This window comes from Nocardia sp. NRRL S-836 (assembly GCF_001279525.1).
In the GTDB taxonomy this organism is placed as follows: domain Bacteria; phylum Actinomycetota; class Actinomycetes; order Mycobacteriales; family Pseudonocardiaceae; genus Lentzea.
Genome location: NZ_LGDY01000014.1, coordinates 76,774 through 100,563, shown reverse-complemented (window position 1 = coordinate 100,563; position 23,790 = coordinate 76,774). Strand labels below are relative to the sequence as shown.

Here is a 23,790-nt window from a genome sequence, read left to right as displayed (position 1 = left end):
ACTCGCAGGTCACACTCCGTGGAGGTTCGCGTGTGGACGAACTGGGCTCGCACCGCTTCTTGTGCGCCGACGCGTGTCGTCCACCCGGCGAGCACCGATGAGATCGCCGCGACCGTGGTGTCCGGCGGTCGCGTGCGGGCACGGGGCAGCGGCCACTCGTTCAACGACATCGCCGTCGCACCCGAGGTCGCGCTCGACCTCGACCGCTGGACCGGCATCGTCCGGGCCGACGTCGAGTCCGGCCTGGTGACGGTCCGTTCCGGCACGCCGCTGCACGTCCTGAACGCAGACCTGCACCGCCTCGGCCTCGCCATGCCGAACCTCGGTGACATCGACGCGCAGACCGTCGCCGGCGCCGTGTCGACCTCCACCCACGGTACCGGCGCGAAGCTCGGCGTCCTGGCCACCGCGATCGCCGCGCTGGAACTCGTGCTCGCCGACGGCACCGTGGTCACGTGCTCCCGCTCCGAGCGCCCCGAGCTGTTCAACGCCGCCCGCGTCGGCCTCGGCGCGTTGGGCGTCATCAGCACGATCACGCTGCGGTGCGTGCCGTCGTTCGTGCTGCGGGCCTCGGAGGCACCCGGCCGGCTCGACGCGGTGCTGGAGCAGTTCGACGACCTCTGCGCGGTGGAGGACCACGTCGAGTTCCACTGGTTCACGCACTCCGACCGGGTGATCCTCAAGCGCAACAACCGGATCCCCGAGCCCGCGCGGCCGTTGTCGCGGGCCCGCCAGGTCTGGGAGTACGAGGTCATGGAGAACGCCGCGTTCGGCGCGGTGTGCAAGGTGGCCAAGACCTTCCCGCGCTACACCAGGAAGCTCAACGAGCTCTGCGGTTCGCTGATCTCCGAACGGTCCTATTCGGACTACTCGCACAACGTCTTCGTGACCCCGCGCCGGGTCCGGTTCGTGGAGACCGAGTTCTCCGTGCCGCGCGAGACGCTGATGGAAGTCATCGGCGAGCTGCGCAAGGTGGCTGCCAAGCTCGGCGACCGGGACGCGTTGATCGTGCCGTGCGAGGTGCGGGTCGCGCAGGCCGACGACATCTGGCTGTCGACGGCGAACGGCCGCGACACCGCGTACATCTCGATGCACCAGGCACTCGGCATGCCCTACAAGGCGTTCTTCGACGCGTACGCGTCCATCGCCGCGTCGGTCGGCGGCCGCCCGCACTGGGGCAAGATGCACGACCTCACCGCTGCCGAGCTGCGGCCGCTGTACCCGCACTTCGACGACTTCCTGCGCGTCCGCGACGAGGTCGACCCCACCCGCACCTTCACGAACGCCTACCTGGACCGCGTCCTCGGCTAGAGGATCGCGCGGACGGCGTCGGCGATCGGCGTGTCGCCGTTCACCAGCTCCAGCGTCTTGCCGATGGTCTGCGGAGCGGTGAGCAGCTCCGCCAGCACGGCGGCGACGTCGGCACGGGTCACCGGCGAACGCGGCAGCACCGGGGCGGCCAGGGTGACGAGTCCGGTCGGGGCGTCGTCGGTCAGCGGGCCGGGACGAAGGATCGTCCAGTCGAGCGAACGCGACCTCAGGTCGTCCTCGGCCGCCTTCTTGGCCTTGAGGTAGACCGCGAACTCGGGGCTCACGGACGGGGAGCCGGCTGACTCGATGCCGACCGTGGAGACCTGGAGGAACCGCCGCACGCCCGCCTCGGCCGCTGCCGTGGCGAACAGGGCGGCGGCCCCGAAGTCCACTGTGTCCTTGCGGGCGGCTCCCGAGCCTGCTCCCGCGCCGGCGGCGAAGACCGCGGCGTCCGCGCCGTTCAGGTAGTCGGCGACCGAGTCCACGGTGGCGGACTCCAGGTCGCACAGCACCGGGACGGCTCCGGCTTCCTGCACGTCAGCGAAGTGATCGGGGTTGCGTACCAGTGCTGTCGCCGCGTCACCACGGGTGGCCAGCTGCTGCTCGAGGAGCAGCGCGATCTGCCCGTGTCCGCCGGCTATGACTACTCGCATGCCCCCGACCGTAGATCAGGAAGCGGTGGCGAGCACCTGCTCGTAGACCAGCTCGTTGACCCATCGGGTGATGGCGGTGTCCTCGACGGGCACGCACTCGTTGCGGCCGGACACGTCGACGGAGAGGTCCTTCTCGTCGTCGGCCAGCAGGACCGAGACGCCGTAGCGGCGCACGCGCGGCAGGCAGTTCGTGAGGTAGTCGTTAGTGAACGCGACCGAGTCCGGCAGGACGACGGCGGCGTTGCCGTAGCGGGCGAAGGGCACCGCGGAGGCCAGTGCGGTGCGCCAGTGGCGGGCCACGGCCAGGACGCCGACGATGCGCACGGCGCACGGCGGGACGCGGCCTTCCATCTCCGGCCACACCCAGGTGGAGACGGTGGTCTTGTCGGCCTCGGGACCGGCACCCACGCACACGCGCTCGGCGTGGGCGTCGGCCAGCAGCTCGGCCACGACGACGACCTTGCGGCCCATCAGGACCATCTCCGGGAGGACCACGCCGTGCCAGCCGAGGCGGATCGCCGCGGCGGCCGCCAGCTCCTCGACGGACGCGGGCAGTTCCGGAACCGGGACCGCGGTCGTCGACAGTCCCTGTGCGCTGCCGGGTGCCGCGATCCTTGCTGGGGTGCTGCTCACGCCAGTGCCTCCTCGCCACCGCGACGGCAGGTCCGCCGCGTTTCCGACTCGTGCTCTGCATAAGGCTTAGCAGCAAGCGCGCGGCCCTTCCCCAGGTCACAGCACCCCCTGCGATCGACGGCGCCGACCGGTCGGTGACCGGTCGAAGAGCGGCGCGGGGAGTTCGGTCCTACGGTGCTGCCGTCTGGGTGACGTTAATCCGGTTGGACGCACCAAAAGAGCTGCTCACAGTGGGTGCTCCAGGCGTGGCGGCAAAACCGCGGCGAGCGGTTGCGGCCACCGGCCGCCGACCGTTCACCGCGCCAGAACGACCACCTACATGATGATCACAGTCTTGCCGGAGCCGTGACCTGCGAAGACGTCGGTCGCCCCGCGCAACGGCACCCTGCGGGCGATCGGCACCGCGAGCTCGCCGGCCAGCACCATCGACGCCAGGCGCACGAGCGCGTCCCGCGAGCCCTTCATGCCGAAGTTCTGCGCGTCGTCGCTCGACACGTAGTTCGTGTTGAACGCCAACGGCGCGTAGCGCGCATTCGCCTCGAACGACGGGCGGTCGGCGCTCACGAGGTCGATGAGCGCGTCGGCTTCCACGAGGGAGTCGGCCCTGCCGATCGGGATCACGTGCTTGCCCGCCGCCCGCGCGATCTGCACCGCGAACGACCCGACGCCACCGTTCGGACCGATGATCAGCACGGATTTCGCGTCACCCAGCGACTCGACCAACTGCAACGCGGTCATGCCCGCCGTCGGCAATGCGGCGGCGATCGCGGGATCGAGTCCTTCCGGCAACGGCGCGAGCACGTTCTTCGCGGGAACTGTGACGTACTCGGCATATGTGCCGCCGCCGACCGGGCGGTGGAAGAAGGTGCCGAAAATCCTGTCCCCGGAACCCACGACCTCACCCGCGCCGTCGGTTCCCGGAACCAACGGGAACCGGTGCTCTGCGGAACTCCGAAGCATCCCGTTCACGACTTTGCGGTCGAACGGGTTCACGCTCGCCGCGAGCATCCGCACCTTGAGCTCGTCCGGGCCCGCCTGGGGTTCGGGCAGCTCCACGAGTTCGAGCTCCGCACCGAAGTCCGCCGCCGCTATCGCCCACATGCCGACCCCCGAACGAGTGACAGACATCACCTGTTGGATCAAGGAATACGATCCAGCCGATCAACGAAAGAACCCCCCTCGCGGATTCCGCGAGAGGGGTTCTCTCTGTCTTTCGATGGGCAAGGGGGGAGTTGAACCCCCACGTCCTTTCGGACACACGGACCTGAACCGTGCGCGTCTGCCATTCCGCCACTTGCCCCTGGAGACGTTGAGAACACTAGCACGCGTCCAAACCAGGTTCCTAATCGCCCCCTGTAGGCCGGGTCGTACCCGGATACGATCGGCACAGGAGACCGCCCGATCGGAAGGAGTTGACGTGGGCCTGCAACGCTTCGAGCGCAAGCTCGAGGGCCTGGTCGGCAACACCTTCGCGCGCGTGTTCGGCGGCAACGTCGTGCCCCAAGAGGTGGCACAGGCGTTGCAACGGGAGGGTGACAGCAACATCCGCGAGCTCGCGGGTGGCAGACTGCTAGCCCCCAACCACTACGTCGTGCTGCTCGGTCCGCAGGACCACGAACGACTTGCCGGGGACGAGCAGGATGAACTACGCATCACCCAGCTTCTCGCGGAGGGCCTGCGAGAGCACCTGGAAGAGTCCGGATGGGATACCTATGGTGACGTCGTAGTCTCCCTGGAGCGCTCCGAGGCGCTGCACACCGGACAGTTCCGAACCAGCTCGTCCGTCGACCCCGACGTGAAAGCGGCCAGCCGACGGTCAGCACCACCTCGCACCGCAGGAGACCGAGTCATGAGCCAGCCTCCCGGCTACGGACAAGGACAGGGCCAGCCCGGCCACGACCCTTATGGTCAGCAGGGCGGCTACGACCAGCAGGGCTACGGCCAGCAGCAGGGTTACGGCCAGCAGCCCGGCTACGACCAGCAGGGCTACGGCCAGCAGCCCGGCGGCTACGACCAGGGTTACGGCCAGCAGGGCGGCGGCTACGGCGCCGGCCAGCCCGGCTACGACCAGGGTTACGGCCAGCAGCCCGGCTACGACCAGGGCTACGGCGGCCAGCAGCCCGGCTACGGCCAGCAGGGTTACGACCAGGGTTACGGCGGCGGCCAGCAGGGCGGCGGCTACGACCAGGGGTACGGCCAGCAGCAGGGCTACGGCCAGCAGGGCTACGACCAGGGTTACGGCGGCGCCCCCGCGGGCGGCGGCTACGACCAGGGCTACGGCCAGCCCGCCGGTGGCTACGACCAGGGCTACAACCAGGGCGGATACGCCCCGCCCGCGGTCCAGGGCGGCAACCGCCAGCTCAACGCGACGCTGCACCTCGACGACGGATCCAACCGGACGTACAACCTCAAGCAGGGTGGAAACGTCGTAGGGCGTGGGCAGGAAGCCGACTTCCGCCTCCCCGACACGGGTGTGTCCAGGCGCCACCTGGAGATCACCTGGGACGGGCACAGTGCGATGCTCGCTGATCTCGGTTCGACCAACGGCACCACGGTGAACGGCACGCCAGTGCAGACTTGGCAGCTCGCGGAGGGCGACGTCGTCCGCATCGGCCACTCGTCACTGGTCTTCCGCACCGCGGGCTAGAGGTCGACACGGGCGTCGGTAGGCAACTCAAGGCAGGAGCGGTTACAACCGGTGCCAGAGCTGGTGATGCAGCTGACCAGAGCGGGCTTTCTCGTGCTCCTCTGGCTCTTTGTGCTGGCCGCCCTACGTGTGGTCCGCTCTGATCTCTACGCGGCCTCAGGGCTCCGGGCGTCAGGTCTGCCCGGTTTCCGGAGGTCCGACAAGTCGGCGAGGGGCAGCAAGGCGCCGAGGACGCTCGTGGTCACCCACGGCGCGCTCACCGGTACCCGCATCTCACTCGACGGCCGGCCGATCCTGATCGGTCGCGCGGACGACTCGACTCTCGTGCTGGACGACGACTTCGCGTCGACCAGGCACGCGAGGCTGTCCATGCGCGGCACCGACTGGTACGTGGAAGACCTCGGCTCCACGAACGGCACCTACCTAGACCGAGCCAAGGTCACCGCACCACTGCGCGTACCTCTCGGCACCCCGATCCGCATTGGCAAAACGGTGATCGAGCTGCGCTCATGACCTTGGTTCTTCGATACGCGGCCCGCAGCGACAGGGGCCTGGTCCGTTCCAACAACCAGGACTCCGTGTACGCGGGCCCCCGCCTGCTCGCAGTCGCCGACGGCATGGGTGGCCACGCCGCCGGCGAGGTCGCGAGCAAGGTCGTCATCGCCTCGCTGGCGCACGTCGACGACGACGAGCCCGGCGACGACCTGCTCGGCAAGCTCCGCGACGCGGTCGCCGCCGGCAACGGCGCCATCTCCGAGCTGGTCGCGAGCGACCCGGACCTGGAGGGCATGGGCACCACGCTCACCGCGGTGCTCTTCGCGGGCAACCGCCTCGGCCTGGTGCACATCGGTGACTCGCGCGCGTACCTGCTGCGCGAGGGCGGGTTCGCGCAGATCACGCACGACGACACGTTCGTCCAGTCGTTGATCGACGAGGGCCGGATCACGCCGGACGAGGCCGCGACGCACCCGCAGCGCTCGTTGCTGCTGCGCGCGCTCACCGGTCACGACTTCGAGCCCAGTCTCACGGTGCGCGAGGCACGGGCGGGCGACCGGTTCCTGCTCTGCTCGGACGGGCTGTCCGGCGTCGTCTCGATGGAGACGCTGGACGAGGCGATCCGCATCCCGGACCCGCAGGCCTGTGCGGACCGGATGATCGAGCTCGCGCTCAAGGGCGGCGGCCCCGACAACGTCACGGTGATCGTGGCGGACGTCGAGGACGTCGACTTCGGGGACGACTACCCCATCGTCGGCGGCGCGGCCGGTGACGGCAGCGAGGAGCACAACACCCCGCCGGACTCCGCGGCCTCACGGGCGAGCGCGCTCACGCAGCAGCGCCCGCCGGTGCCGCAGCGCATGGAGGCACCGCCGCCACCGCCGCAGGACCCGAAGCGCAAGAAGCGCAACGCCCTCAAGGCGTTCGCGATCGTCTTCCTGCTGCTCGTCCTGGTCGGCGCGGCCGGGGTCGGCGGCAAGCTGTGGCTGAACACCCAGTTCTACGTCGGTGCGACCGAGGACGGCCAGGTCGCGATCTTCCGCGGCCTCAACGGCTCCGTGCTCGGGTTCAAGCTCTCGTCGAAGGTCGAGGACTCGTGCCCGCCCGGATCGTCGGGCTGCACGCCGATCGCGGTGAAGGACCTGCAGGAAGCCGGTCGCAAGACGATCACCGAGGGCATCCGCAGCGACAACGGCATCGACGGCGCCCGCGCCGCGGTCCGCATGCTGCGCACGGCGCACATGCTGCCGTTGTGCAGGGACACCTCGGCCTCGTCCACCCCGACGACGACCACGACCACGGCCACCACGACGACGCCGCCCCCGAGCGGTTCGTCCTCGCCGGCTCCCCCGCCGTCGGGCAGCGAGACCACCGAACCCTCGCTCACCTCGTCCGCGCAGAAGCCGGGCGTGGAATGCCGGGAGGGTCCGTAGTTGAAGGGCTCACCCGCCCCGGCCGGGGACGGCTCACCAGTCGCATCGGTGGCGACCACCACGTCGCCAGGGCTGCGGCCGCCGACACGGCGCGGCACCGAACTGGTGATGCTCTCGTTCGCCGCCGGGCTCGTCACGCTGGCGCTGATACTGGTCGAGCTGAACCAGGAACGCTCGCTGAGCATGCGGATCCTGTACCTGGGTCTCGCCTACCTCGGCCTGTTCGCCTGCGCGCACCTCGCCGTGCGCCGCTGGGCCCCCTACGCCGATCCGGTGATCCTGCCGTGCGTCGCGCTGCTCAACGGGCTCGGCCTGGTGGTCATCCACCGGATCGACCTCGCCATGGAGGGCACCGTCTTCGACGACGGCTCGACGTGGGACCCGATGGCGTTCAAGCAGGTCATCTGGACCGCGATCGGCCTGTTGCTGTTCGCGGCCACGCTGAAGTTCCTCACCGACCACCGCACCCTGGCGCGGTTCGGCTACACGTTCGGCCTGGCCGGACTGGTCGCCCTGCTGCTGCCCGGTGTGCTGCCCGGCTTCATCGCGCCGACGATCAACGGCGCCAAGATCTGGCTGCGGATCGGCCCGTTCTCGATCCAGCCGGGTGAGTTCGCCAAGATCCTGCTGATGGTCTTCTTCGCCGCGTTCCTGGTGTCGAAGCGGGACCTGTTCACCACCGCGGGCCGCCGGTTCCTCGGCATGGACCTGCCGCGTGCCCGCGACCTCGGCCCGCTGTTCGCGGCGTGGGGCGTGGCGGTCGCGGTCATGGTCCTGCAGAAGGACCTCGGCTCCTCGCTGCTGTTCTTCGGCATCGTGCTGGTGCTGCTCTACGTCGCCACCGAACGCGCCGCCTGGGTGGTGCTCGGCCTCGGCCTGTTCGCCGGTGGCGCCGTGATCGCGTGGAAGCTCTTCACGCACGTCCAGCAGCGCGTGGCGAACTGGTCGGACCCGATCGCCACGTACAACGACGACGGCGGCGGCTACCAGATCGCGCAGTCGCTCTTCGGCCTCGCGACCGGCGGCATCGGTGGTGCCGGCCTCGGCGCCGGCCGTCCGGAGATGATCCCGGAGTCGAACACGGACTTCATCACCGCGGTGATCGGTGAGGAGCTCGGGTTCGTCGGCTTCTCGGCCCTGCTGCTGGTCTACATGGTCGTCGCGATGCGCGGCCTGCGCAGCGCCATCTCGGTGCGCGACAGCTTCGGCAAGCTGCTGGGCGGCGGTCTCGCGTTCGCCATGTGCTTCCAGGTGTTCATCGTCGTCGGCGGTGTCACCAAGCTGATCCCGATGACGGGCATCACCGCCCCGTTCCTGTCCAAAGGCGGTTCGTCGCTGCTGGCGAACTACGTCCTGGTCGCGTTGCTCCTGCGGATCTCCGCTGCCGCGCGGGCCCCGCAGCGGGCCCCGAAGCCGAAGCCGCAGCAGCCGGCCATCGCCGACCAGCACACCGTGATGGTGGAGCGTCCCAAATGAACACACCGCTCCGCCGGGTCGGCTTCGCCATGATGGTGATGATCCTGCTGCTGCTGGGCAACGCCACGTGGGTGCAGGTGATCAACGCCGACCAGTGGCGCAAGGACTCGCACAACCGCCGCGTGCTGCTCGACGAGTACGCGCGCAAGCGGGGTCTCATCATGGCCTCCGACGGCATGGTGATCGCGGACGTCAAGGAGACGACGGACCGGTTGCGCTACCTGCGCACCTACACCGCCGGCCCGCAGTACGCACCGGTCACCGGCTACCTCTCGGTCACCTACGGCACCTCCGGCATGGAGCGCGTCGAGAACGACCTGCTCAACGGCTCCGACGACCGGCTGTTCACGCGCCGCGTCTCGGCGTTGATCACCGGCCGTGACCCGGTCGGCGGCAACGTGCAGCTCACGCTGGTGCCCAGGGTGCAGCAGGTCGCCTACGAGCAGCTGACCGCCAAGGGCTTCCGCGGCTCGGTCGTCGCGATCAAGCCGGACACCGGCGAGGTCCTCGCGATGGTGAGCACGCCGTCCTACGACCCGAACGCGCTCGCAAGCCACAACAGCGGCGAGCAGCAGTCGGCGTGGAAGGAGCTCACCGCGGAGGACAACGGCGACCCGTTGATCAACCGCGCGACCGGTGGCCTGTACCCGCCCGGCTCGACGTTCAAGGTCGTCGTCGCGGCGGCCGCGCTGGCCGACGGCAAGACGAAGGACTCGCAGTACACCGCCGCCGGCTCGGCCACGCCGACCGGCACCACCGTGCCGCTGCCGAACTACAACGGCCAGCCCTGTGGTGGCGGTCAGACGGCGTCGATGGAGCTGGCGCTCGCCAAGTCGTGCAACACGGCGTTCGGTGAGATGGCCGAGCAGGTCGGCAAGGCCAAGCTCAAGCAGCAGGCGGACAAGTTCGGCTTCAACGACGACAACCTCCAGGTGCCGCTGAACGTCGAGACCTCGACGCTCGGCGAGATCCCGGACAACCCGGCGCTGTGGCAGAGCGGCATCGGCCAGCGCGACGTGCGCGTGACGCCGCTGCAGAACGCGATGATCGCGGCGACGATCGCCAACAGCGGCAAGCGGATGCAGCCGTTCCTGGTGTCGAAGATCCTCGGTCCGGACCTCAAGTCGATCAGCGAGACCAAGCCCGACCAGCTGAGCACGGCGATGAGCTCGGCGAACGCGGGGACGCTGCGCGACATGATGATCCAGTCGGAGATCAACACCGGCGGCGAGGGCCGGATCGCCAACGTCCAGGTCGCGTCGAAGACCGGTACCGCGGAGGTCGGCGGCACCCAGCAGCAGACGCAGGCCCCGCACGCCTGGTACATCGCGTTCGCGCCGGCGCAGAACCCGCAGATCGCCATCGCGGTCATCGTGGAGAACGGCGGCGACCGCGGTCTCGGCGCCACCGGCGGCAAGGTGGCGGCGCCCATCGGCCGTGCGGTGATGAACGCGTACCTGGCGGGTCGCTGATGCTGACCACGGGCCAGCTCCTCGCCGACCGCTACCGCCTCACCCGGCGGATAGCGGTCGGTGGCATGGGCGAGGTCTGGGAGGCGGCCGACGACCGGCTCGACCGGCGGGTCGCCGTCAAGGTGCTGAAGGCGGAGCTCTCCGGTGACGCCGAGTTCCTGCACCGCTTCCGCGTCGAGGCGCGGATGACCGCGTCGCTCAACCACCCCGGCATCGCGTCGGTGCACGACTACGGCGAGACCGCGTCGGTCGCCGACGGGCCGGAGGACACCGCGTACCTGGTGATGGAGCTCGTCGAGGGCGAACCGCTCGCGACGATCATCTCGCGCGGCCGGCTCACGGCGGAGGTGACGCTGGACCTGCTGGAGCAGACCGGGAACGCGTTGCAGGCCGCGCACGAACGCGGGCTGGTGCACCGGGACGTGAAGCCGGGCAACATCATGGTGACGCCGTCGGGGAAGGTGAAGATCACCGACTTCGGTATCGCGAAGGCAGTCGACGCGGCTCCCGTGACACGATCCGGCATGGTGATGGGTACCGCGCACTACATCGCTCCCGAGCAGGCGCTGGGCGGCGAGGCCGAACCGGCGAGCGACGTGTACTCGCTGGCCGTGTGCGGGTACGAATGCCTTGCGGGACACCGGCCGTTCCTGTCGGACAACGCGGTGACGGTCGCGATGATGCACATCCGCGACATCGCGCCGCCGTTGCCGCCGGACGTGCCGCCGGGTGCGCGGGCGTTGATCGAGGCGACGCTGGTGAAGGACCCGCGGCAGCGGTACCGCACCGGTGGCGAGTTCGCCGCCGCGGTCAGCGCGGTGCGGGTGGGCCAGCCGCTGCCGACGCCGTCCGGGTTCACGATGCCGCAGATCCCGCAGCAGGTGCCCCAGCAGCAGGTGTCCCAGCAGCAGATGGCGCCCCAGCTGGCTCCGCAGCAGATGCCGCAGCAGGTCGTTCCGCAGCAGCCGCCGCCCCAGGGGTCGCAGCCGTTGCAGGTGCCGCCGCCGATGGCGCACCACTCCGGCGGACAGCAGCGGGCGGGTACCCATCCGGCCCTGCAGCCGGTACAACAACCGGTGCAGCACACCGGAACGTTCGCCCCGATGCCACCGCCACCCGCGCGAAACCGGGTGACCGTGTGGGTTATGGTCGCTCTTCTGGTGACTGCTCTGCTGGTGATCGGCGGGGTCGTCCTGTGGAAGCTGACGATCGGGAAGAACACCGCCGGCGAACAGGGTGGTTTGCCGCAGAACACCAGCACGAGCAGCCCGAACGCACCGGTGAACGGCCAGGCGAAGCCCGACTCCGCCGACCGGGTGCCGGAGACACCGGCGACCCGGATCGACGAGGACGACTACATCGGCCGGACCGGCGACGAGGTCAGCGTCCAACTGAGCGGCCGCGGCCTGGAGCCGAAGGTGCTGAGCCCGCAGGGCACGTCACCGGGAGACCTGAAGAAGTGCCGCGTCACCGCCATCGCGCCGACCGGCGAGGTGTCGGTCGGTACGCAGGTGAAGGTGACGTGCCGGCCATGAGCAAGACCAGAACTGAGATGGGAACACCGTCGATGAGGAGCGGGACGAAGCACCGATGAGCACTCCGCGACTGCTCTCAAACCGCTACGAACTGGGTGAGACCCTCGGGTACGGCGGCATGTCCGAGGTCCACAAGGGGCGGGACGTCCGGCTCGGCAGGGACGTGGCGATCAAGGTGCTGCGCGCTGACCTCGCCCGCGACGCCCAGTTCCAGGAGCGGTTCCGGCGCGAGGCGCAGAACTCGGCTGCTCTGAACCACCCGGCGATCGTCGCGGTGTACGACACCGGCGAGACGCAGACCGAGTACGGCCCGCTGCCCTACATCGTCATGGAGTTCGTCGACGGGCGGACACTGCGCGACATCGTGAAGACACAGGGCCCGTTGTCCGGCAAGCGGGCGATGGAGGTCATGGCCGACGTCTCGGCCGCGCTCGACTTCAGCCACCGGCACGGCATCGTCCACCGCGACGTGAAGCCGGCAAACGTGATGATCACCCGTTCGGGCGCCGTGAAGGTGATGGACTTCGGCATCGCCCGCGCCTTGCACGACGGTCAGGCCGCGGTCACCCAGACCGCCGCGGTGATCGGCACGGCCCAGTACCTGTCGCCGGAGCAGGCGCGCGGTGAGTCCGTCGACGCGCGGTCCGACGTCTACGCGGCCGGTTGCGTGCTGTTCGAGCTGCTGACCGGCGAGCCGCCGTTCACCGGCGACTCGCCCGTGGCGGTCGCCTACCAGCACGTGCGGGAGGACCCGAAGGCTCCGTCGTCGCTGAACCCGAAGGTGTCGCCGCAGCTCGACGCGATCGTGCTGAAGGCGATGGCGAAGGGCCCGGCCAACCGCTACCAGTCGGCCGCCGAGATGCGTGCCGACCTGGTGCGCGTGCTGTCCGGCCAGCGCCCGTCGGCTCCTGCCGTGATGACGGCGGAGGACCGCACGGCCGTGATGAACGAGCAGGCCTCGCGCTCCGCGCGCACGCAGGTGGTGAACGGCGGCGGCCGGCACCGTCCCGCGGCGTTGAAGTCGGAACCGGACGACGACTACGACCCGGTCGCCGACGAGGAAGAGGACCGCCGCGCGAAGCGCAAGAAGACCATCATGATCGCTCTGGTGGTCGTGCTGTGCATCGCCGTGCTGGGCCTCGCCGCGTGGATCACCACGAGCATCATGAAGGACGACAGCGGCGGTACCACCGAGAAGGTGTCGGTTCCCGCGGTCGCCGGCATGGAACCGCTGGTCGCGAACGACAAGCTCACCCAGTCCGGTCTGAAGCCGAAGCAGGAGCTCGTCAACTGCGAGCCGGGTGCGAACGGTGCGGCCGCGCCGTGCACGTCCGAGCAGATCGGCAAGGTGCTGGGCACCAGCCCCGCGGAGGGCACCTCGCTGGTGAAGGGGTCCGAGGTCGTCGTCCGGGTCGGCGCGCCGCCCGGTGAGGGTGCGGTTCCGGACCTGATGGGCAAGTCCCCGACCGAGGCCCAGCAGCTGCTGGACAAGGATCCGAACGGCTTCAAGGCCCAGCAGAGCGTCGACACGGCCGAGACCGACGACCCGAACAAGGTCGGCAAGGTCGTGCAGCAGAACCCCTCGGCCGGCTTGAAGCTGAAGAGGGGCGGCACGATCACGATCACCCTGGGCAAGGCGCCGGACAAGCAGAACGTGCCCGGCGTGATCGGTCAGGACGTGAACGACGCACGGCAGACGCTCGAAGGTTCCGGCTTCAAGGTCAACGTGCAGCCGGTCGACAGCTCGAAGCCGCAGAACGAGGTCATCTCGCAGGACCCGCCGGCCAACACCAAGGCCGTCAAGGACACGACGGTCACGCTGAAGGTCTCGAAGGGCAACATGCTGGAGATGCCCGACCTGGCCGGCCTGTCCGCGAAGGAGGCCGAGTCGAAGCTGCGCCAGCTCGGCTGGAACGGCAACTTCAACGAGCAGGACCAGCAGGTGTCGAGCCCGCAGCAGGACAAGAAGGTCGTCGGGCAGTCCGTGCAGAAGGGTCAGGCCATCACGAAGGGCCAGGCGATCACGGTGACCATCGGCAAGTTCGGGATCATCACGAGCTAGCCGTGGCAGACGAAAGGGGCGGCTCCCGTGCGGAAGCCGCCCCTTCTTGCTTTTCGTCGCCTACTGCTTGGCGGCCGCGGCGAGCGTGCGCATGCCGTTCTCCAGCTGGGCGACCGTCGCCTCCGGGACCTCGTACCCGCAGACCTTGAGCCAGTTGGCGAGCATCCGGTGGCCGCCGTCGGTGAGCACCGACTCGGGGTGGAACTGCACGCCCTCGACCGGGAGCTCCCGGTGGCGCATGGCCATGACGATGCCGGTCTCGGTCTTGCCGGTGACCTCGAACTCGGCGGGGATCGTCTCGGGCAGCACCGTCAGCGAGTGGTAGCGGGTGGCGATGAACGGTTGCGGCACCCCGTCCAGCACGCCCTTGCCCTCGTGGAAGACGATGCTCGTCTTGCCGTGCAACAGCTCCGGCGCGCGGTCGACGGTGCCGCCCCACACCACGCCGATCGCCTGGTGGCCGAGGCACACGCCGAAGACCGGCTTGCCGGTGTCGGCGCACTTCTTGATGACGTCGATGCTGGAGCCCGCACGCTCCGGTGTGCCCGGTCCCGGGCTCACCAGCACGCCGTCGACGCCGTCGATTTCGGTGAGGTCCACCTCGTCGTTGCGCCGCACGACGCACTCGGCGCCGAGCTGGGCGAGGTACTGGACGAGGTTGTAGACGAAGCTGTCGTAGTTGTCGACCACGAGCACGCGCATGCTCAGAGCCTAGTCGGTCGGGGCGAGTGAGTTAGCTCATGCATTTTTGAGGTTAGGCTCACCTAAAATAGGTGTCATGACTCGCCCCTTGCGCGTCGCCGTGGTCGGCGCGGGTCCGGCCGGTGTGTACGCGGCCGACATCCTCACCAAGTCCGACGTCGACGTGCAGATCGACCTCTTCGAGAAGCTCCCGGCGCCCTACGGCCTGGTCCGCTACGGCGTCGCACCGGACCACCCGCGCATCAAGGGCATCGTGACCGCGTTGCAGAAGGTGCTGGACAAGCCGTCGGTGCGGTTCTTCGGCAACGTCGAGTACGGCGTCGACGTCAAGCTCGACGACCTGCGGCAGTTCTACGACGCCGTGATCTTCTCGACGGGTGCGTCGGCCGACCGCGAGCTCGACATCCCCGGCATCGACCTGCCCGGCAGCTTCGGCGCCGCCGACTTCGTGTCCTGGTACGACGGCCACCCGGACGTCCCGCGCACCTGGCCGCTGACCGCGACCGAGGTCGCCGTCCTGGGCGTCGGCAACGTGGCGCTCGACGTCGCGCGCATCCTCGCGAAGACCGCCGACGAGCTGCTGGTCACGGAGATCCCGGCCAACGTCCACGCGGGCCTGGCCCAGTCGCCGGTCACCGACGTGCACGTGTTCGGCCGCCGCGGCCCGGCCCAGGCGAAGTTCACGCCGCTGGAGCTGCGCGAGCTCGACCACTCGCCCAACGTCGAGGTCATCGTGCACGCGGAGGGCATCGAGTTCGACGAGGCCTCGATGCACGCGATCCGCAGCAACAAGCAGGTCGAGATGATCGTGAAGACCCTGCAGGAGTGGGCGATCCGCGACGTCGGCAACCGCCCCCGCCGCCTGCACCTGCACTTCCTGGAGGCGCCCGTCGAGGTGCTGGGCACCGACCACGTGACGGGCCTGCGCACCGAGACCCAGGAGCTGACCGGCGACGGCAACGTCCGCGGCACCGGCCAGTTCACGGACTGGAACGTCCAGGCCGTCTACCGCGCGGTCGGCTACCTCTCGACGCACCTCGCCGACCTCCCCTTCGACCACGTCTCCGGCACCGTCCCGCACCTGGCCGGCCGCGTCCTCGACCTGGACGAGGTGCCGATGCCCGGCGCCTACGTCACCGGCTGGGTCAAGCGCGGCCCGATCGGCCTCATCGGCCACACCAAGGGCGACGCCCTGGAGACCATCACCAGCCTGCTGGAGGACGCCGACGCACTCCCCCGCGCCACCTCGCCCTCACCGTCCGCCGTCGTGCAGTTCCTCGAACAGCGCGCCGTCCCGTTCGTGACGAACGAGGGCTGGCGCAAGCTCGACGCGCACGAGATCGCACTGGGCGGCGAGCAGGGCCGCGAGCGCGTAAAGGTCGTGTCGCGCGAGGAGATGACCTCGATCTCGAACGGCTGAGCCCGTTCTTCGACGAAGCCGCCACCGCGGTGAACGTGGTGGCGGCTTCGGCTATTTCGGTGGCGGGCGCACGGACACTTGGTCCATGGACACCGAACGGCTCGTCGGCGAGCACGTGCGGAGGGCCGGCGAAGAGCTGGGCCCGGCTGTGAACGCCGAGCTGCGCAAACGCTTGCTCCTCCTCAACGCGGGCCTGCTCGACTCCTACGGCGAGGAAGCGGTCCGGCTCGCATGCGACCTGCTGCTCGCCGGTGCCGAGTCGCTGGCGGTGGCCGAGCTGGCCGGCGAGCCGCCGACCCGGTTGCCGGCCAGCGAAGCCGTTCCGCTCGTGGAGCGGATGGTCGCCGAACTCGGCTTCACGCCGCTGAGCGACGAGCAGGTCGTGTGGGTGGAGCTGCGGGAGCTGGCTCTCGACATCCTCGCCGGCCGCGAGCAGCCCGGGCACTGGGCGTGCTGCGACGTGGGGCGCATCGCCGAGTGCTGGGGTGCCGACGAGCTCCGGCCACTGCTCAGCGCCGCGGTCGGCTACGACCCGGGCCCGGTCGACCCGCGTGTGCTGGAGCTGCTGCGCGAGTTCGTGGCGGTCGCCGACCGGCGCCTCACTGGGTGGTGACGTTGTTGAACGGCAGCTTCGGTTCCGCCCACGGGAACACGACGAACATCAGCAGTGCGACGATGCCGAGGACGAGGACGACCGCCTCGACGACGCGCAGGGCCAGCGGGCCCGGCAGGTGCCGCCAGATCCAGCCGTACATCAGGCCTCCGTCATCTCGGGCGGCACGAAGCCGTCGGCCACCGAGTAGCTCTTGGTCTCGATGGCGTGCACGATCAGGCGCTGCTTGTCCGAGAACCGCGGGTGGCAGGTGGTCAGGGTGAGCAGCCGGGCCTGCTGCTCCGGCGGCACGGTGGTGGTCGTCTGGTGCGGGATGGGGGCGATGACCTCGCCCTGGGTGGGCACCACGATCTCCTGGCCGACGGTCTTGGCGTAGGCGTCGCCCAGCGTCGTGGACAGCGGGGCGATGCCGGTGCAGGCGGGCTGTTTGGCCTTCGGGCTGGACGCCCAGCCGGCGACCTCGTTCTTCATCGGCAGGACGCGGTAGACGAACCACTGGGTCTGGGTCTGCACGACGATGGCGTTGCAGGACTCCAGCAGGTCGAGGTCGTTGAACGGCGCGCCCTTGCCGACGCGGTGGCCGGCGATGGAGAAGTTGCCGGGCTGGCCGGGCTGCGCGGTGTCCTTGTAGTGGCCGGGGCCGATTTCGAGGTGCTTGTCGGTGGTGCCCTCGACGACGGAGAACTTCCAGTCGTTGCCGAAGACGGGGATGTACATCTTCGCGAACGCCTTGCCCTCGATGAGGTTCAGCTGCGACTGGCGGTTCGGGTCCGCGGGCGGCGGCGTGACGGTGTTCGAGTTCCACTCCGAGTCGAGTGCCGCGGTGACCTCGTCCTGCTTCTGCGCGGAGAACAGGTCGGTCACGTAGACCTCGTAGACGACGAACAGCAGCACGACGAGGCCCATCGTGATGAGCGCCTCGCCGACGCCGCGGACGGCCTTGCGGCGGAAGCTCTCCGGCGGGAGGGCCTCCTTCTCGTCCTCGTAGTAGTCGTCGTCGTAGTACTCGTCGTCGTACTCGTCGTCGTACTCGTCGTAGTCGTCCTCGACCTTGGGGATGACCTCGGTGGGCGGGTCGACCGGGCGGGGACGAGGACGCGGCGGCATGCCCGGCGGACCGGGACGGCGACCGTTCGGCACGCCCTGGGCCGGTCCCCTGGGAACGCCCTGCGGCACACCGCCGGGCTGGGGCACCCCTCCCGGCGGGGTCGGCGGCGGAACGGGGCGGCGCGGCGGAGCCGGTGGCAGGCTGCCGGAGAAAGCGCTGGTGAACTGCGTGGCGTCCGCAGGCGGCAGCGGGTTCGGCGACGGTGACGACCGCACGTGGCGCAGGTCGTCACGACGGGGTGCAGGACGCCCAGGGGGCGGCTGCTGCGGTCCCGAGTTCACCTGAGAACCTCCGCGCGGACTGTGAACGGATTACATTTGCGTCTTGCCAGGTGGTTCGCTCACCACCTCGGCTACGTTAACGTGTCTGCTGAGTAGTGCACGTAAACTCACGTCACTCAGGGATATCCACGTCAGGCGAGGACAGCATGCCCAAGTCCAAGGTCCGGAAGAAGGCGGTCTACACCGCACCCACTGACCGCCGCACGCCGGTCAAGGTCAAGGCAGCGGGGCCGTCCCACCCGGTCTACGTCGTCATCATGCTCGGCTTCATGGTGCTGGGTCTCTCGTGGCTCGTCGTGAACTACATCGCGGCCGAGAAGATCCCGTTCATGCTCGAGCTCGGTGCGTGGAACTTCGCCATCGGCTTCGCGTTGATGATCATCGGCCTGCTGATGACGATGCGCTGGCGGTAGTCCGCCCCTCACCACTGGTCGTCGTCGGCCCGGACGTCACACGTCCGGGCCGACCTTTGTCATCCCCACGTTCACCTGGTTCATCTGCACGTCAGGTAAGCACAGGGTTGTAAGTATCCCCATTGGGGACAACCCCTGTGGACAACTTTGCGAGAAAATGCACAAGCGGTCACGTCCAGTGCTTCAGCCCGCCCCATTTCGTGCGGGACACTCGACGGTGTGACTCGCTCCTGGTCCACTCCCGCGCCGCTCGTCGCCGCCGCCTGGGTGTTCGCCGCCCTACTCGCCTTCGCCACGGTCGTCACGACCGAGAACGCCGGCCGCCTGCTCATCGGGCTGGCAACGCTGCTGGTCAGCTACCTCGCGGCGTTCGCGTCGATCGCGCGGCCGCGGTTGAGCGCCGACGCCGACGGGCTCGCCGTGCGCGGGTTCACGAGCACCACGCACCTGCCGTGGCACGAGGTGAAGGTCAAGCTGCAGCACACCCGCAGGCTCGGGCGGGAACAGCAGACGCTGGAGCTCGACGCCGACGACCGTCTCGTGGTGCTCACGAAACTGGACCTCGGCGCCGATCCGGAAGAAGTGGCGAGCGTGCTGCACGCACTGCGCCCGTGATTCGGTTCCTCACCAGCTGTACATCAGGTCTTGCGCCCGCAACGCGAACATGCCCGCTATCAGCACGACCGCGGCCACCACGGCCCCGATCTGGTAGAGGTTCCGGTTCTCGCGCGGTGCCTTGACCATCGCGAGTGTCAGCAACCCGCCGATGACGAACCCGCCGAGGTGGGCGAGCAGCGAGGCGTCGGTGAAGAAGTTCGACACCAGGTTGATCACCACGATGACGACGACCGTGGAGATGTCCCGCTTCTGGCGCTTCCACACGACGATCAGCGCGCCCATGATGCCGAACACGGCACCGGACGCGCCGGCGAGCTGGCCACCCACGCCGCCGAAGTAGAACGCCGCCGCGTTGCCGCCGAGCAGCGACAGGAAGTAGACGACGGTGAACCGCAGCCGGCCCAGCTCAGGCTCCACGCTCGACCCGGCGATGTAGAGCACCGCCATGTTGAGCACGAGGTGCCAGAGGCCGAAGTGCATGAAACCGGACGTCAGGATCCGCCACCACTCACCGTTCGCGGTGAGGAGAGGCTGCAACGAGCTCGCGACGAAGATCTGAGAGGTCTGGTTGACGAACGGGCTACCCGCCTGCACCGCGGTGACGACGAACGCGAGCGCGTTCAGCACCATCAGCACCTGCGTGACGACCGGCCGTCCGTCGGTCTGTTCGGCACCCACCAGGGTCTGCGAGCGCCGGCTCGTCTTGCGGTTCTCGTTCACGCAGTCGACGCACTGGTAGCCGACCGCGGCCTCGCGCAGACAGTCCGGGCAGGCCGGACGGTCGCACCTGGTGCAGCGCAGCCGGGTGGGCCGATCGGCATGACGTGCGCAGACCGGCGACTCCGGCTGCGCTCCGATCGGCCCTTCCGGTGGAACGAGAGCGTCGCTCACGCGCGTTCGATGGTGACCCGCTCGATCTTGATGTCGTTGACGGGGCGGTCGCCCGCGCCGGTGGCGGTGTTGCCGATGGCGTCGACGACGTTGCGCGACTCCTGGTCGGCGACCTCACCGAAGATCGTGTGCTTGAAGTTCAGCCACGTCGTCGGCGCCACGGTGATGAAGAACTGGGAGCCGTTGGTGTTGGGCCCGGCGTTCGCCATCGCGAGCAGGTACGGGCGGTCGAACTGCAGGTCGGACGTGAACTCGTCGGCGAAGCGGTAGCCGGGGCCACCGCGGCCGGTGCCGGTCGGGTCACCGGTCTGGAGCATGAAGCCCGCGATGACGCGGTGGAACAGGGTGCCGTCGTAGAACGGACCCGACTTGGCGCCGCTCGCGTTCGCCTCGGTGTAGGTCTTGGTGCCCTCGGCGAGCCCGACGAAGTTCGCCACCGTCTTGGGGGCGTGGTCGGGGAACAGGTTGATGCGGATGTCGCCCTGCGTGGTGTGCAGGGTCGCCGTCACCTTGGTCCCGACGAAGGATTCATTGCTGTCAGCCACCACACCATCGTGCCATCCAACGGCCGGGATGTTCAGAAAGGGGCACGATGGGTACCTCTATGCCATCACCGGACGACAACGTGTGGAGCACAGGATGGACGAGGTGGACGTCATGACCCGCGCCGGCGAATCGGTTGGCAAGGCTGTCGGCACCGGTCTGAAGGCCGCGCGTGAGGGTGTCGTTCGCGCTGGTCACGTCGCTGAGGTCAAGCTCGCTGAGCGTGGCATCACGACCGACCAGGTGCGGGGCGCCCTCGTCGACCGCGCCGACCAGCTCATGGGCAAGGCGGAGGACTGGGAGAAGCAGACCCGCAAGTCCCGCAAGCGCCTCGCCAAGAAGAGCGCCCAGACGCGCGCCGACCTGATGAACCGGGCCGAAGTGGTGCGCAAGGAGGTCCGGAAGGCGGCCAAGCACGCCCGCAAGGACGCCAAGGTCCGTGCCAAGGAACTCCGCAAGGCAGCGGCCAACTTCGGTGCGGAAGCGCCGAAGCGGCGCCGTTGGCCGTGGGTGCTGGGCCTGTTGATCGCGGCCGCGGCAGCCGGCTACGTCGCACTGACGCGGCAGCCGGAAGAGGTCCACCTGCACGAGGAGGAGCAGGCCCCGCACGCGGAGCCCGTCCTCAACGGCCAGGTGCCGACCCAGAAGGAGCCGGCTAAGTAGATCTCCAGCCGATCAGAGTCCGAGGTTCTTGATCGCTTCTTCCGCGATCCGGCGAGCCTTGATCGACTGCTTCTGATTGGTAGTGACGACGACAGCGGCGTCGCTCTTCGCCACGGCGTAGACGACGCCGTTGTTGTTGCTCACATAACCCCCGGTCCAGCCGGTGGGTGAGGTGGCGGGCTGTGAACCGTCCGGCGCCGCCTCGTTCACGATCATCTTCGCGACGCGTTCGTCCCCCGCGTAGACCCGCACGGTCAACTGGATCTCGGTTGCGCTGGCGTAGAAAAAACACGCCGGGTGGGGTGCGTCCGTTGACAGTTTCACTTTCGGCACGCGCTGCCCGTTCGCCTCGGCCACGAACGTCGTCGGCAGATACGGGCAGGTGCCGTCCTTCACGGGCTGTGGCGCGGCCGGCATCGTCGGCGCTGCGCTGGTCGTGGTCACGACCGGCGGGGTCGACGAGGTGGGCACCGGCGCGTTCTCGGCGGCCTGGGGACCGCACGCGGCGAGGACGCCGAGCAGGGGCAGCAGCAGTGCTCGTTTCATAGGGGCAACAGTCAACCAGATACCCGGAGCGCCTCGGCGGGCACACTCTAATTGGTCCATACCTTTTGTGCCCTGACCCCTGCCCCTGCGCCACGGAAGGACCCGCGACATGGAGTTCTTGGAGCAACGACGAGAGCACGCCCTGGCGCTGTTCCGCATCGTGATCGGTCTGCTCTTCGTCATGCACGGCGTGCAGAAGATCATGAAGGGAACCGAGCTGCTGTCCTGGCCGGCCGGTCCCATGAGCCTGATCGAGCTGATCGGCGGCGGTCTCGTCCTGATCGGCCTGTGGACCCGCTGGGCAGCGCTGCTCTGCTCGGGTTCCATGGCTTACGCCTACTTCGTCGTGCACCAGCCGAAGGCCCTGCTGCCCATCCAGAACGGTGGCGAGCTCGCCGCCGTCTACTCGTGGGCGTTCCTCCTGCTGGCCTTCACCGGTGCCGGCGCCTGGTCGATCGACGCCCTCCGCCAGTCCTCGAAGAGGTCCCTGGCCAACGCCTGACCCGGCAACAGCCGAAGCCCCTGTTCGCAACGAGGCGAACGGGGGCTTCAGTCATGAGAGGACAACCGGCACCACACCGATTCAACCGGTGGAGCCGGCAAGACCGAAAGGCGAGCCGACCGGGGACTCGAAGGCGAGCCGCCCAGAGGGTTCGAAGGCGAGCCGCCCGAAGGGTCCAGGGGCGAAGCCGCCTGGGGGGTCCGGGGGCGGAGCCGCCCGGCTGAGGTCTGGGGACTCGGCCCCCAGAAAACACTTCGGGCCGAGAAGGTCTGCGCTTTCGGCAGACACTTCTCGGCCCGAGGAACGAATGGAGACGAGGGGAATCGAACCCCTAACCCCCGCCTTGCAAAGGCGGTGCTCTGCCAATTGAGCTACGTCCCCGAGATCTTGGGGGCGACGCGGCAGGCCGCCCGCGAGATCAACGAGCTCAGTCGGTCGGGGCGGTCGCCTCGCGCCACAGGTCCGCGTCGGCCTTGGCGGAACGGCTGCGCTTCACGAAGAACAGGACCGTGCCGGCGACCACGACGAGCGCGATGAGCTTCTTAGCCACTCTGAACCCCTCCAACAAGACTGATGTCCCCGACGTACCGCACCAGCCTACAGGCTTCGCAGATGTTCAGCCGGGGCTCTGGAACTCAAATCCAGACAGAAACGATGCTGATTCGAGAGAAGTTCGAATCGAGTGGGCCTAGGAGGACTTGAACCTCCGACCTCTTCATTATCAGTGAAGCGCTCTAACCGCCTGAGCTATAGGCCCTCGATCAACTGTCACCCTCTCGGGGCGACGAGGAAGACCTTACAGGATCGTCCTCGTCGCTCCAAAATCGGGGGTCATTCCCTCTCGGAGAGGGTCAGCTCCAGGCCGCCGGCGAGGTCGGCGGACACGTTGTAGACGAACGCGCCGACAGTCGCGAGGGCGGTGAACAGCACGATGTTGACGGCACCGATGATCGCCGAGACGCCGAAGACGCGACCGGCGCTGATCAGCGGTTCGCCCGGCTCGTTGGCCTGGAGCAGGTCGTTCGCGGTGCTGTTGATCTTGTCCCAGACACCCATGCCGTGCAGCACGCCGTAGAGCACGCCGACGGCCACGAGCCAGACGAAGAACAGCGCGACGCCGAGCACCAGGGCGAGCTTGAGCACCGACCACGGGTCGACGCGCTTGACCTGGAGCGAGGCGCGGCGCGGGCCGCGGCCGGGGCGACGGGCCGACGGGGTGGCCGCGGCGGGGCGTGCGCCGCCCGTGCCGAGGTTCACCGACGTGCGGCTGCTGCCCAGCCCGACCGGCACAGCGGAGCCCTCGACCGAGGGTTTCTGCACCTTGACGGTGTCCGGGTCGGTCTGGGGGAACGCCGGCGCCGGCTCGGACGAGGACGGCACCGGCGGTGCGCCGGGTGCCACGTACGCGTCCTGGGTCGACTCCGTGTCGTTCGTCACGCGCTGCCAGGGCGGCGGCGCGGTGACGATCGGCTCCTCCGTGACGGCGGCGACCGGCTCGGAGTCCGGTGCCTGCACGACGGCCGTCTTCTCGGCCGCGGTGTCCGCGGCCTGAGCGGTCGAACCGGTCTCGGCGGAGACCGGCCTCGTCCTGTCCTTGGCCGAGGTGTCCTGCCCGTTCCCACCCGAGGAACCGGAAGCGGCGGGCGAGCCGGCGTTGTCAGCCGACTCGTCCGCGGACTGCGGCGTCGGCTTGGTGATCACCGCGGTCTTGTCCGCGTCGCGACCTTCGCGGTTCTCGGGTGGAGTCACGAGCTTGTCCTTGGCCTCTCGCTG

The 23,790-nt window shown here is 69.0% G+C and carries 25 protein-coding genes and 3 tRNA genes; 14 read left to right on the top strand and 14 right to left on the bottom strand.

Annotated features, from left to right (window positions below; all coding sequences use genetic code 11):
* Positions 1-30: 30 nt before the first annotated feature.
* Complete coding sequence (locus tag ADL03_RS04520; protein ID WP_053732089.1) at positions 31-1,311, top strand: D-arabinono-1,4-lactone oxidase; 1,281 nt, start codon at positions 31-33, stop codon at positions 1,309-1,311.
* Here the strand turns inward: ADL03_RS04520 and ADL03_RS04515 are convergent.
* The 4 genes from ADL03_RS04515 to ADL03_RS04500 form a co-directional block, all read right to left on the bottom strand.
* Positions 1,308-1,964 carry an NAD(P)H-binding protein gene (locus ADL03_RS04515; RefSeq protein ID WP_053732088.1) on the bottom strand — a complete coding sequence of 219 codons (657 nt, stop codon included), beginning with the start codon at positions 1,962-1,964 and terminating at the stop codon, positions 1,308-1,310. The two genes, ADL03_RS04520 and ADL03_RS04515, sit on opposite strands and share 4 nt — an antisense overlap.
* A 15-nt stretch (positions 1,965-1,979) precedes the next feature.
* Positions 1,980-2,597, bottom strand: coding sequence for a hypothetical protein (locus ADL03_RS04510; protein ID WP_053732087.1), 618 nt, complete (start codon positions 2,595-2,597; stop codon positions 1,980-1,982).
* A gap of 315 nt (positions 2,598-2,912) precedes the next feature.
* Positions 2,913-3,725, bottom strand: coding sequence for an NADP-dependent oxidoreductase (locus tag ADL03_RS04505; protein WP_157527952.1), 813 nt, complete (start codon positions 3,723-3,725; stop codon positions 2,913-2,915).
* Positions 3,726-3,814: 89 nt separating this feature from the next.
* Positions 3,815-3,897 (bottom strand) — tRNA-Leu (locus tag ADL03_RS04500).
* Between the two features lie 117 nt (positions 3,898-4,014).
* Here ADL03_RS04500 and ADL03_RS04495 point away from each other — a divergent pair.
* The 7 genes from ADL03_RS04495 to pknB all read left to right on the top strand — a co-directional run bounded on the left by ADL03_RS04495 (position 4,015) and on the right by pknB (position 13,717).
* Complete coding sequence (locus tag ADL03_RS04495) at positions 4,015-5,244, top strand: DUF3662 and FHA domain-containing protein (RefSeq protein ID WP_053732085.1); 1,230 nt, start codon at positions 4,015-4,017, stop codon at positions 5,242-5,244.
* A 66-nt stretch (positions 5,245-5,310) separates the two neighbouring features.
* The gene (locus ADL03_RS04490) at positions 5,311-5,757 is read left to right on the top strand and encodes an FHA domain-containing protein (RefSeq protein WP_369808929.1); all 447 of its coding nucleotides are present in this window, start codon (positions 5,311-5,313) and stop codon (positions 5,755-5,757) included.
* Positions 5,754-7,172 (top strand): PP2C family serine/threonine-protein phosphatase, encoded by a 1,419-nt coding sequence (locus ADL03_RS04485; protein ID WP_053732083.1) that lies wholly within the window; start codon positions 5,754-5,756, stop codon positions 7,170-7,172. The genes ADL03_RS04490 and ADL03_RS04485 overlap by 4 nt, the downstream gene beginning before the upstream one ends.
* Before the next feature lie 48 nt (positions 7,173-7,220).
* On the top strand, positions 7,221-8,648 hold the full coding sequence (locus ADL03_RS04480; RefSeq protein WP_053732082.1) for an FtsW/RodA/SpoVE family cell cycle protein: 1,428 nt from the start codon (positions 7,221-7,223) through the stop codon (positions 8,646-8,648).
* The gene (locus ADL03_RS04475) at positions 8,645-10,120 is read left to right on the top strand and encodes a penicillin-binding protein 2 (protein ID WP_053732081.1); all 1,476 of its coding nucleotides are present in this window, start codon (positions 8,645-8,647) and stop codon (positions 10,118-10,120) included. The genes ADL03_RS04480 and ADL03_RS04475 overlap by 4 nt, the downstream gene beginning before the upstream one ends.
* Positions 10,120-11,655 (top strand): serine/threonine-protein kinase, encoded by a 1,536-nt coding sequence (locus tag ADL03_RS49360; protein WP_053732080.1) that lies wholly within the window; start codon positions 10,120-10,122, stop codon positions 11,653-11,655. Before ADL03_RS04475 ends, ADL03_RS49360 begins: the two co-directional genes overlap by 1 nt.
* Before the next feature lie 55 nt (positions 11,656-11,710).
* A complete protein-coding gene (gene pknB / locus ADL03_RS04465; protein WP_053732079.1) occupies positions 11,711-13,717 on the top strand; it encodes a Stk1 family PASTA domain-containing Ser/Thr kinase in 2,007 nt (668 codons plus the stop codon).
* Positions 13,718-13,777: 60 nt separating this feature from the next.
* Here the strand turns inward: pknB and ADL03_RS04460 are convergent, their stop codons facing one another.
* Positions 13,778-14,419: an aminodeoxychorismate/anthranilate synthase component II gene (locus tag ADL03_RS04460; RefSeq protein WP_197288076.1), complete on the bottom strand. Its 642-nt coding sequence runs from the start codon at positions 14,417-14,419 to the stop codon at positions 13,778-13,780.
* Positions 14,420-14,486: 67 nt separating this feature from the next.
* On the opposite strand from ADL03_RS04460, the gene ADL03_RS04455 reads away from it, so the two are divergent.
* Together ADL03_RS04455 and ADL03_RS04450 are read left to right on the top strand one after the other, a co-directional pair.
* Positions 14,487-15,839 carry an FAD-dependent oxidoreductase gene (locus ADL03_RS04455; RefSeq protein WP_231641526.1) on the top strand — a complete coding sequence of 451 codons (1,353 nt, stop codon included), beginning with the start codon at positions 14,487-14,489 and terminating at the stop codon, positions 15,837-15,839.
* Between the two features lie 85 nt (positions 15,840-15,924).
* Positions 15,925-16,452, top strand: coding sequence for a hypothetical protein (locus ADL03_RS04450; protein ID WP_053732076.1), 528 nt, complete (start codon positions 15,925-15,927; stop codon positions 16,450-16,452).
* Here ADL03_RS04450 and ADL03_RS48100 read toward each other — a convergent pair.
* The gene (locus tag ADL03_RS48100; protein WP_197288075.1) at positions 16,439-16,594 is read right to left on the bottom strand and encodes a hypothetical protein; all 156 of its coding nucleotides are present in this window, start codon (positions 16,592-16,594) and stop codon (positions 16,439-16,441) included. The two genes, ADL03_RS04450 and ADL03_RS48100, sit on opposite strands and share 14 nt — an antisense overlap.
* Positions 16,594-17,841, bottom strand: a complete 1,248-nt coding sequence (locus ADL03_RS04445) for a class E sortase (protein ID WP_231641491.1) — start codon at positions 17,839-17,841, stop codon at positions 16,594-16,596. Before ADL03_RS04445 ends, ADL03_RS48100 begins: the two co-directional genes overlap by 1 nt.
* A gap of 146 nt (positions 17,842-17,987) precedes the next feature.
* Here ADL03_RS04445 and crgA point away from each other — a divergent pair, with 146 nt between their 5' ends.
* Together crgA and ADL03_RS04435 are read left to right on the top strand one after the other, a co-directional pair.
* On the top strand, positions 17,988-18,254 hold the full coding sequence (gene crgA / locus ADL03_RS04440) for a cell division protein CrgA (RefSeq protein WP_053732074.1): 267 nt from the start codon (positions 17,988-17,990) through the stop codon (positions 18,252-18,254).
* 219 nt (positions 18,255-18,473) lie between these two features.
* Positions 18,474-18,869 (top strand): PH domain-containing protein, encoded by a 396-nt coding sequence (locus tag ADL03_RS04435; RefSeq protein WP_053732073.1) that lies wholly within the window; start codon positions 18,474-18,476, stop codon positions 18,867-18,869.
* 9 nt (positions 18,870-18,878) lie between these two features.
* On the opposite strand, the gene ADL03_RS04430 is transcribed toward ADL03_RS04435, so the two are convergent.
* Together ADL03_RS04430 and ADL03_RS04425 are read right to left on the bottom strand one after the other, a co-directional pair.
* On the bottom strand, positions 18,879-19,763 hold the full coding sequence (locus tag ADL03_RS04430; RefSeq protein WP_053732072.1) for a rhomboid family intramembrane serine protease: 885 nt from the start codon (positions 19,761-19,763) through the stop codon (positions 18,879-18,881).
* Complete coding sequence (locus ADL03_RS04425) at positions 19,760-20,308, bottom strand: peptidylprolyl isomerase (RefSeq protein ID WP_053732158.1); 549 nt, start codon at positions 20,306-20,308, stop codon at positions 19,760-19,762. The genes ADL03_RS04430 and ADL03_RS04425 overlap by 4 nt, the downstream gene beginning before the upstream one ends.
* Positions 20,309-20,420: 112 nt before the next feature.
* On the opposite strand from ADL03_RS04425, the gene ADL03_RS04420 reads away from it, so the two are divergent.
* Positions 20,421-20,969: a hypothetical protein gene (locus ADL03_RS04420; RefSeq protein ID WP_231641489.1), complete on the top strand. Its 549-nt coding sequence runs from the start codon at positions 20,421-20,423 to the stop codon at positions 20,967-20,969.
* A 12-nt stretch (positions 20,970-20,981) separates the two neighbouring features.
* Here ADL03_RS04420 and ADL03_RS04415 read toward each other — a convergent pair whose 3' ends face one another.
* On the bottom strand, positions 20,982-21,413 hold the full coding sequence (locus ADL03_RS04415; protein ID WP_197288073.1) for a DUF2020 domain-containing protein: 432 nt from the start codon (positions 21,411-21,413) through the stop codon (positions 20,982-20,984).
* Positions 21,414-21,624: 211 nt separating this feature from the next.
* Here ADL03_RS04415 and ADL03_RS04410 point away from each other — a divergent pair, with 211 nt between their 5' ends.
* The gene (locus tag ADL03_RS04410; protein WP_053732070.1) at positions 21,625-22,017 is read left to right on the top strand and encodes a DoxX family protein; all 393 of its coding nucleotides are present in this window, start codon (positions 21,625-21,627) and stop codon (positions 22,015-22,017) included.
* A 308-nt stretch (positions 22,018-22,325) separates the two neighbouring features.
* Here ADL03_RS04410 and ADL03_RS04405 read toward each other — a convergent pair.
* From ADL03_RS04405 to ADL03_RS49350, 4 genes are all read right to left on the bottom strand, one after another.
* Positions 22,326-22,398, bottom strand: a tRNA-Ala gene (locus tag ADL03_RS04405).
* Between the two features lie 46 nt (positions 22,399-22,444).
* Positions 22,445-22,567 (bottom strand): DLW-39 family protein, encoded by a 123-nt coding sequence (locus ADL03_RS49355; RefSeq protein ID WP_231641487.1) that lies wholly within the window; start codon positions 22,565-22,567, stop codon positions 22,445-22,447.
* Between the two features lie 133 nt (positions 22,568-22,700).
* A tRNA-Ile gene (locus ADL03_RS04400) sits at positions 22,701-22,774 on the bottom strand.
* A gap of 74 nt (positions 22,775-22,848) precedes the next feature.
* On the bottom strand, positions 22,849-23,766 hold the full coding sequence (locus ADL03_RS49350; RefSeq protein ID WP_063798464.1) for a DUF3566 domain-containing protein: 918 nt from the start codon (positions 23,764-23,766) through the stop codon (positions 22,849-22,851).
* Between the last annotated feature and the right edge of the window lie 24 nt (positions 23,767-23,790).

Bases quoted from the DNA above. Each gene is read 5' to 3' on its own strand.
- ADL03_RS04515 (WP_053732088.1), bottom strand. From the start codon at position 1,964: ATGCGAGTAGTCATAGCCGGCGGACACGGGCAGATCGCGCTGCTCCTC.
- ADL03_RS04505 (WP_157527952.1), bottom strand. From the start codon at position 3,725: ATGTCTGTCACTCGTTCGGGGGTCGGCATGTGGGCGATAGCGGCGGCG.
- ADL03_RS04490 (WP_369808929.1), top strand. From the start codon at position 5,311: ATGCAGCTGACCAGAGCGGGCTTTCTCGTGCTCCTCTGGCTCTTTGTG.
- ADL03_RS04485 (WP_053732083.1), top strand. From the start codon at position 5,754: ATGACCTTGGTTCTTCGATACGCGGCCCGCAGCGACAGGGGCCTGGTC.
- ADL03_RS04475 (WP_053732081.1), top strand. From the start codon at position 8,645: ATGAACACACCGCTCCGCCGGGTCGGCTTCGCCATGATGGTGATGATC.
- ADL03_RS49360 (WP_053732080.1), top strand. From the start codon at position 10,120: ATGCTGACCACGGGCCAGCTCCTCGCCGACCGCTACCGCCTCACCCGG.
- pknB (WP_053732079.1), top strand. From the start codon at position 11,711: ATGAGCACTCCGCGACTGCTCTCAAACCGCTACGAACTGGGTGAGACC.
- ADL03_RS04460 (WP_197288076.1), bottom strand. From the start codon at position 14,419: ATGCGCGTGCTCGTGGTCGACAACTACGACAGCTTCGTCTACAACCTC.
- ADL03_RS04450 (WP_053732076.1), top strand. From the start codon at position 15,925: ATGGACACCGAACGGCTCGTCGGCGAGCACGTGCGGAGGGCCGGCGAA.
- ADL03_RS48100 (WP_197288075.1), bottom strand. From the start codon at position 16,594: ATGTACGGCTGGATCTGGCGGCACCTGCCGGGCCCGCTGGCCCTGCGC.
- crgA (WP_053732074.1), top strand. From the start codon at position 17,988: ATGCCCAAGTCCAAGGTCCGGAAGAAGGCGGTCTACACCGCACCCACT.
- ADL03_RS04420 (WP_231641489.1), top strand. From the start codon at position 20,421: ATGACCCGCGCCGGCGAATCGGTTGGCAAGGCTGTCGGCACCGGTCTG.
- ADL03_RS04410 (WP_053732070.1), top strand. From the start codon at position 21,625: ATGGAGTTCTTGGAGCAACGACGAGAGCACGCCCTGGCGCTGTTCCGC.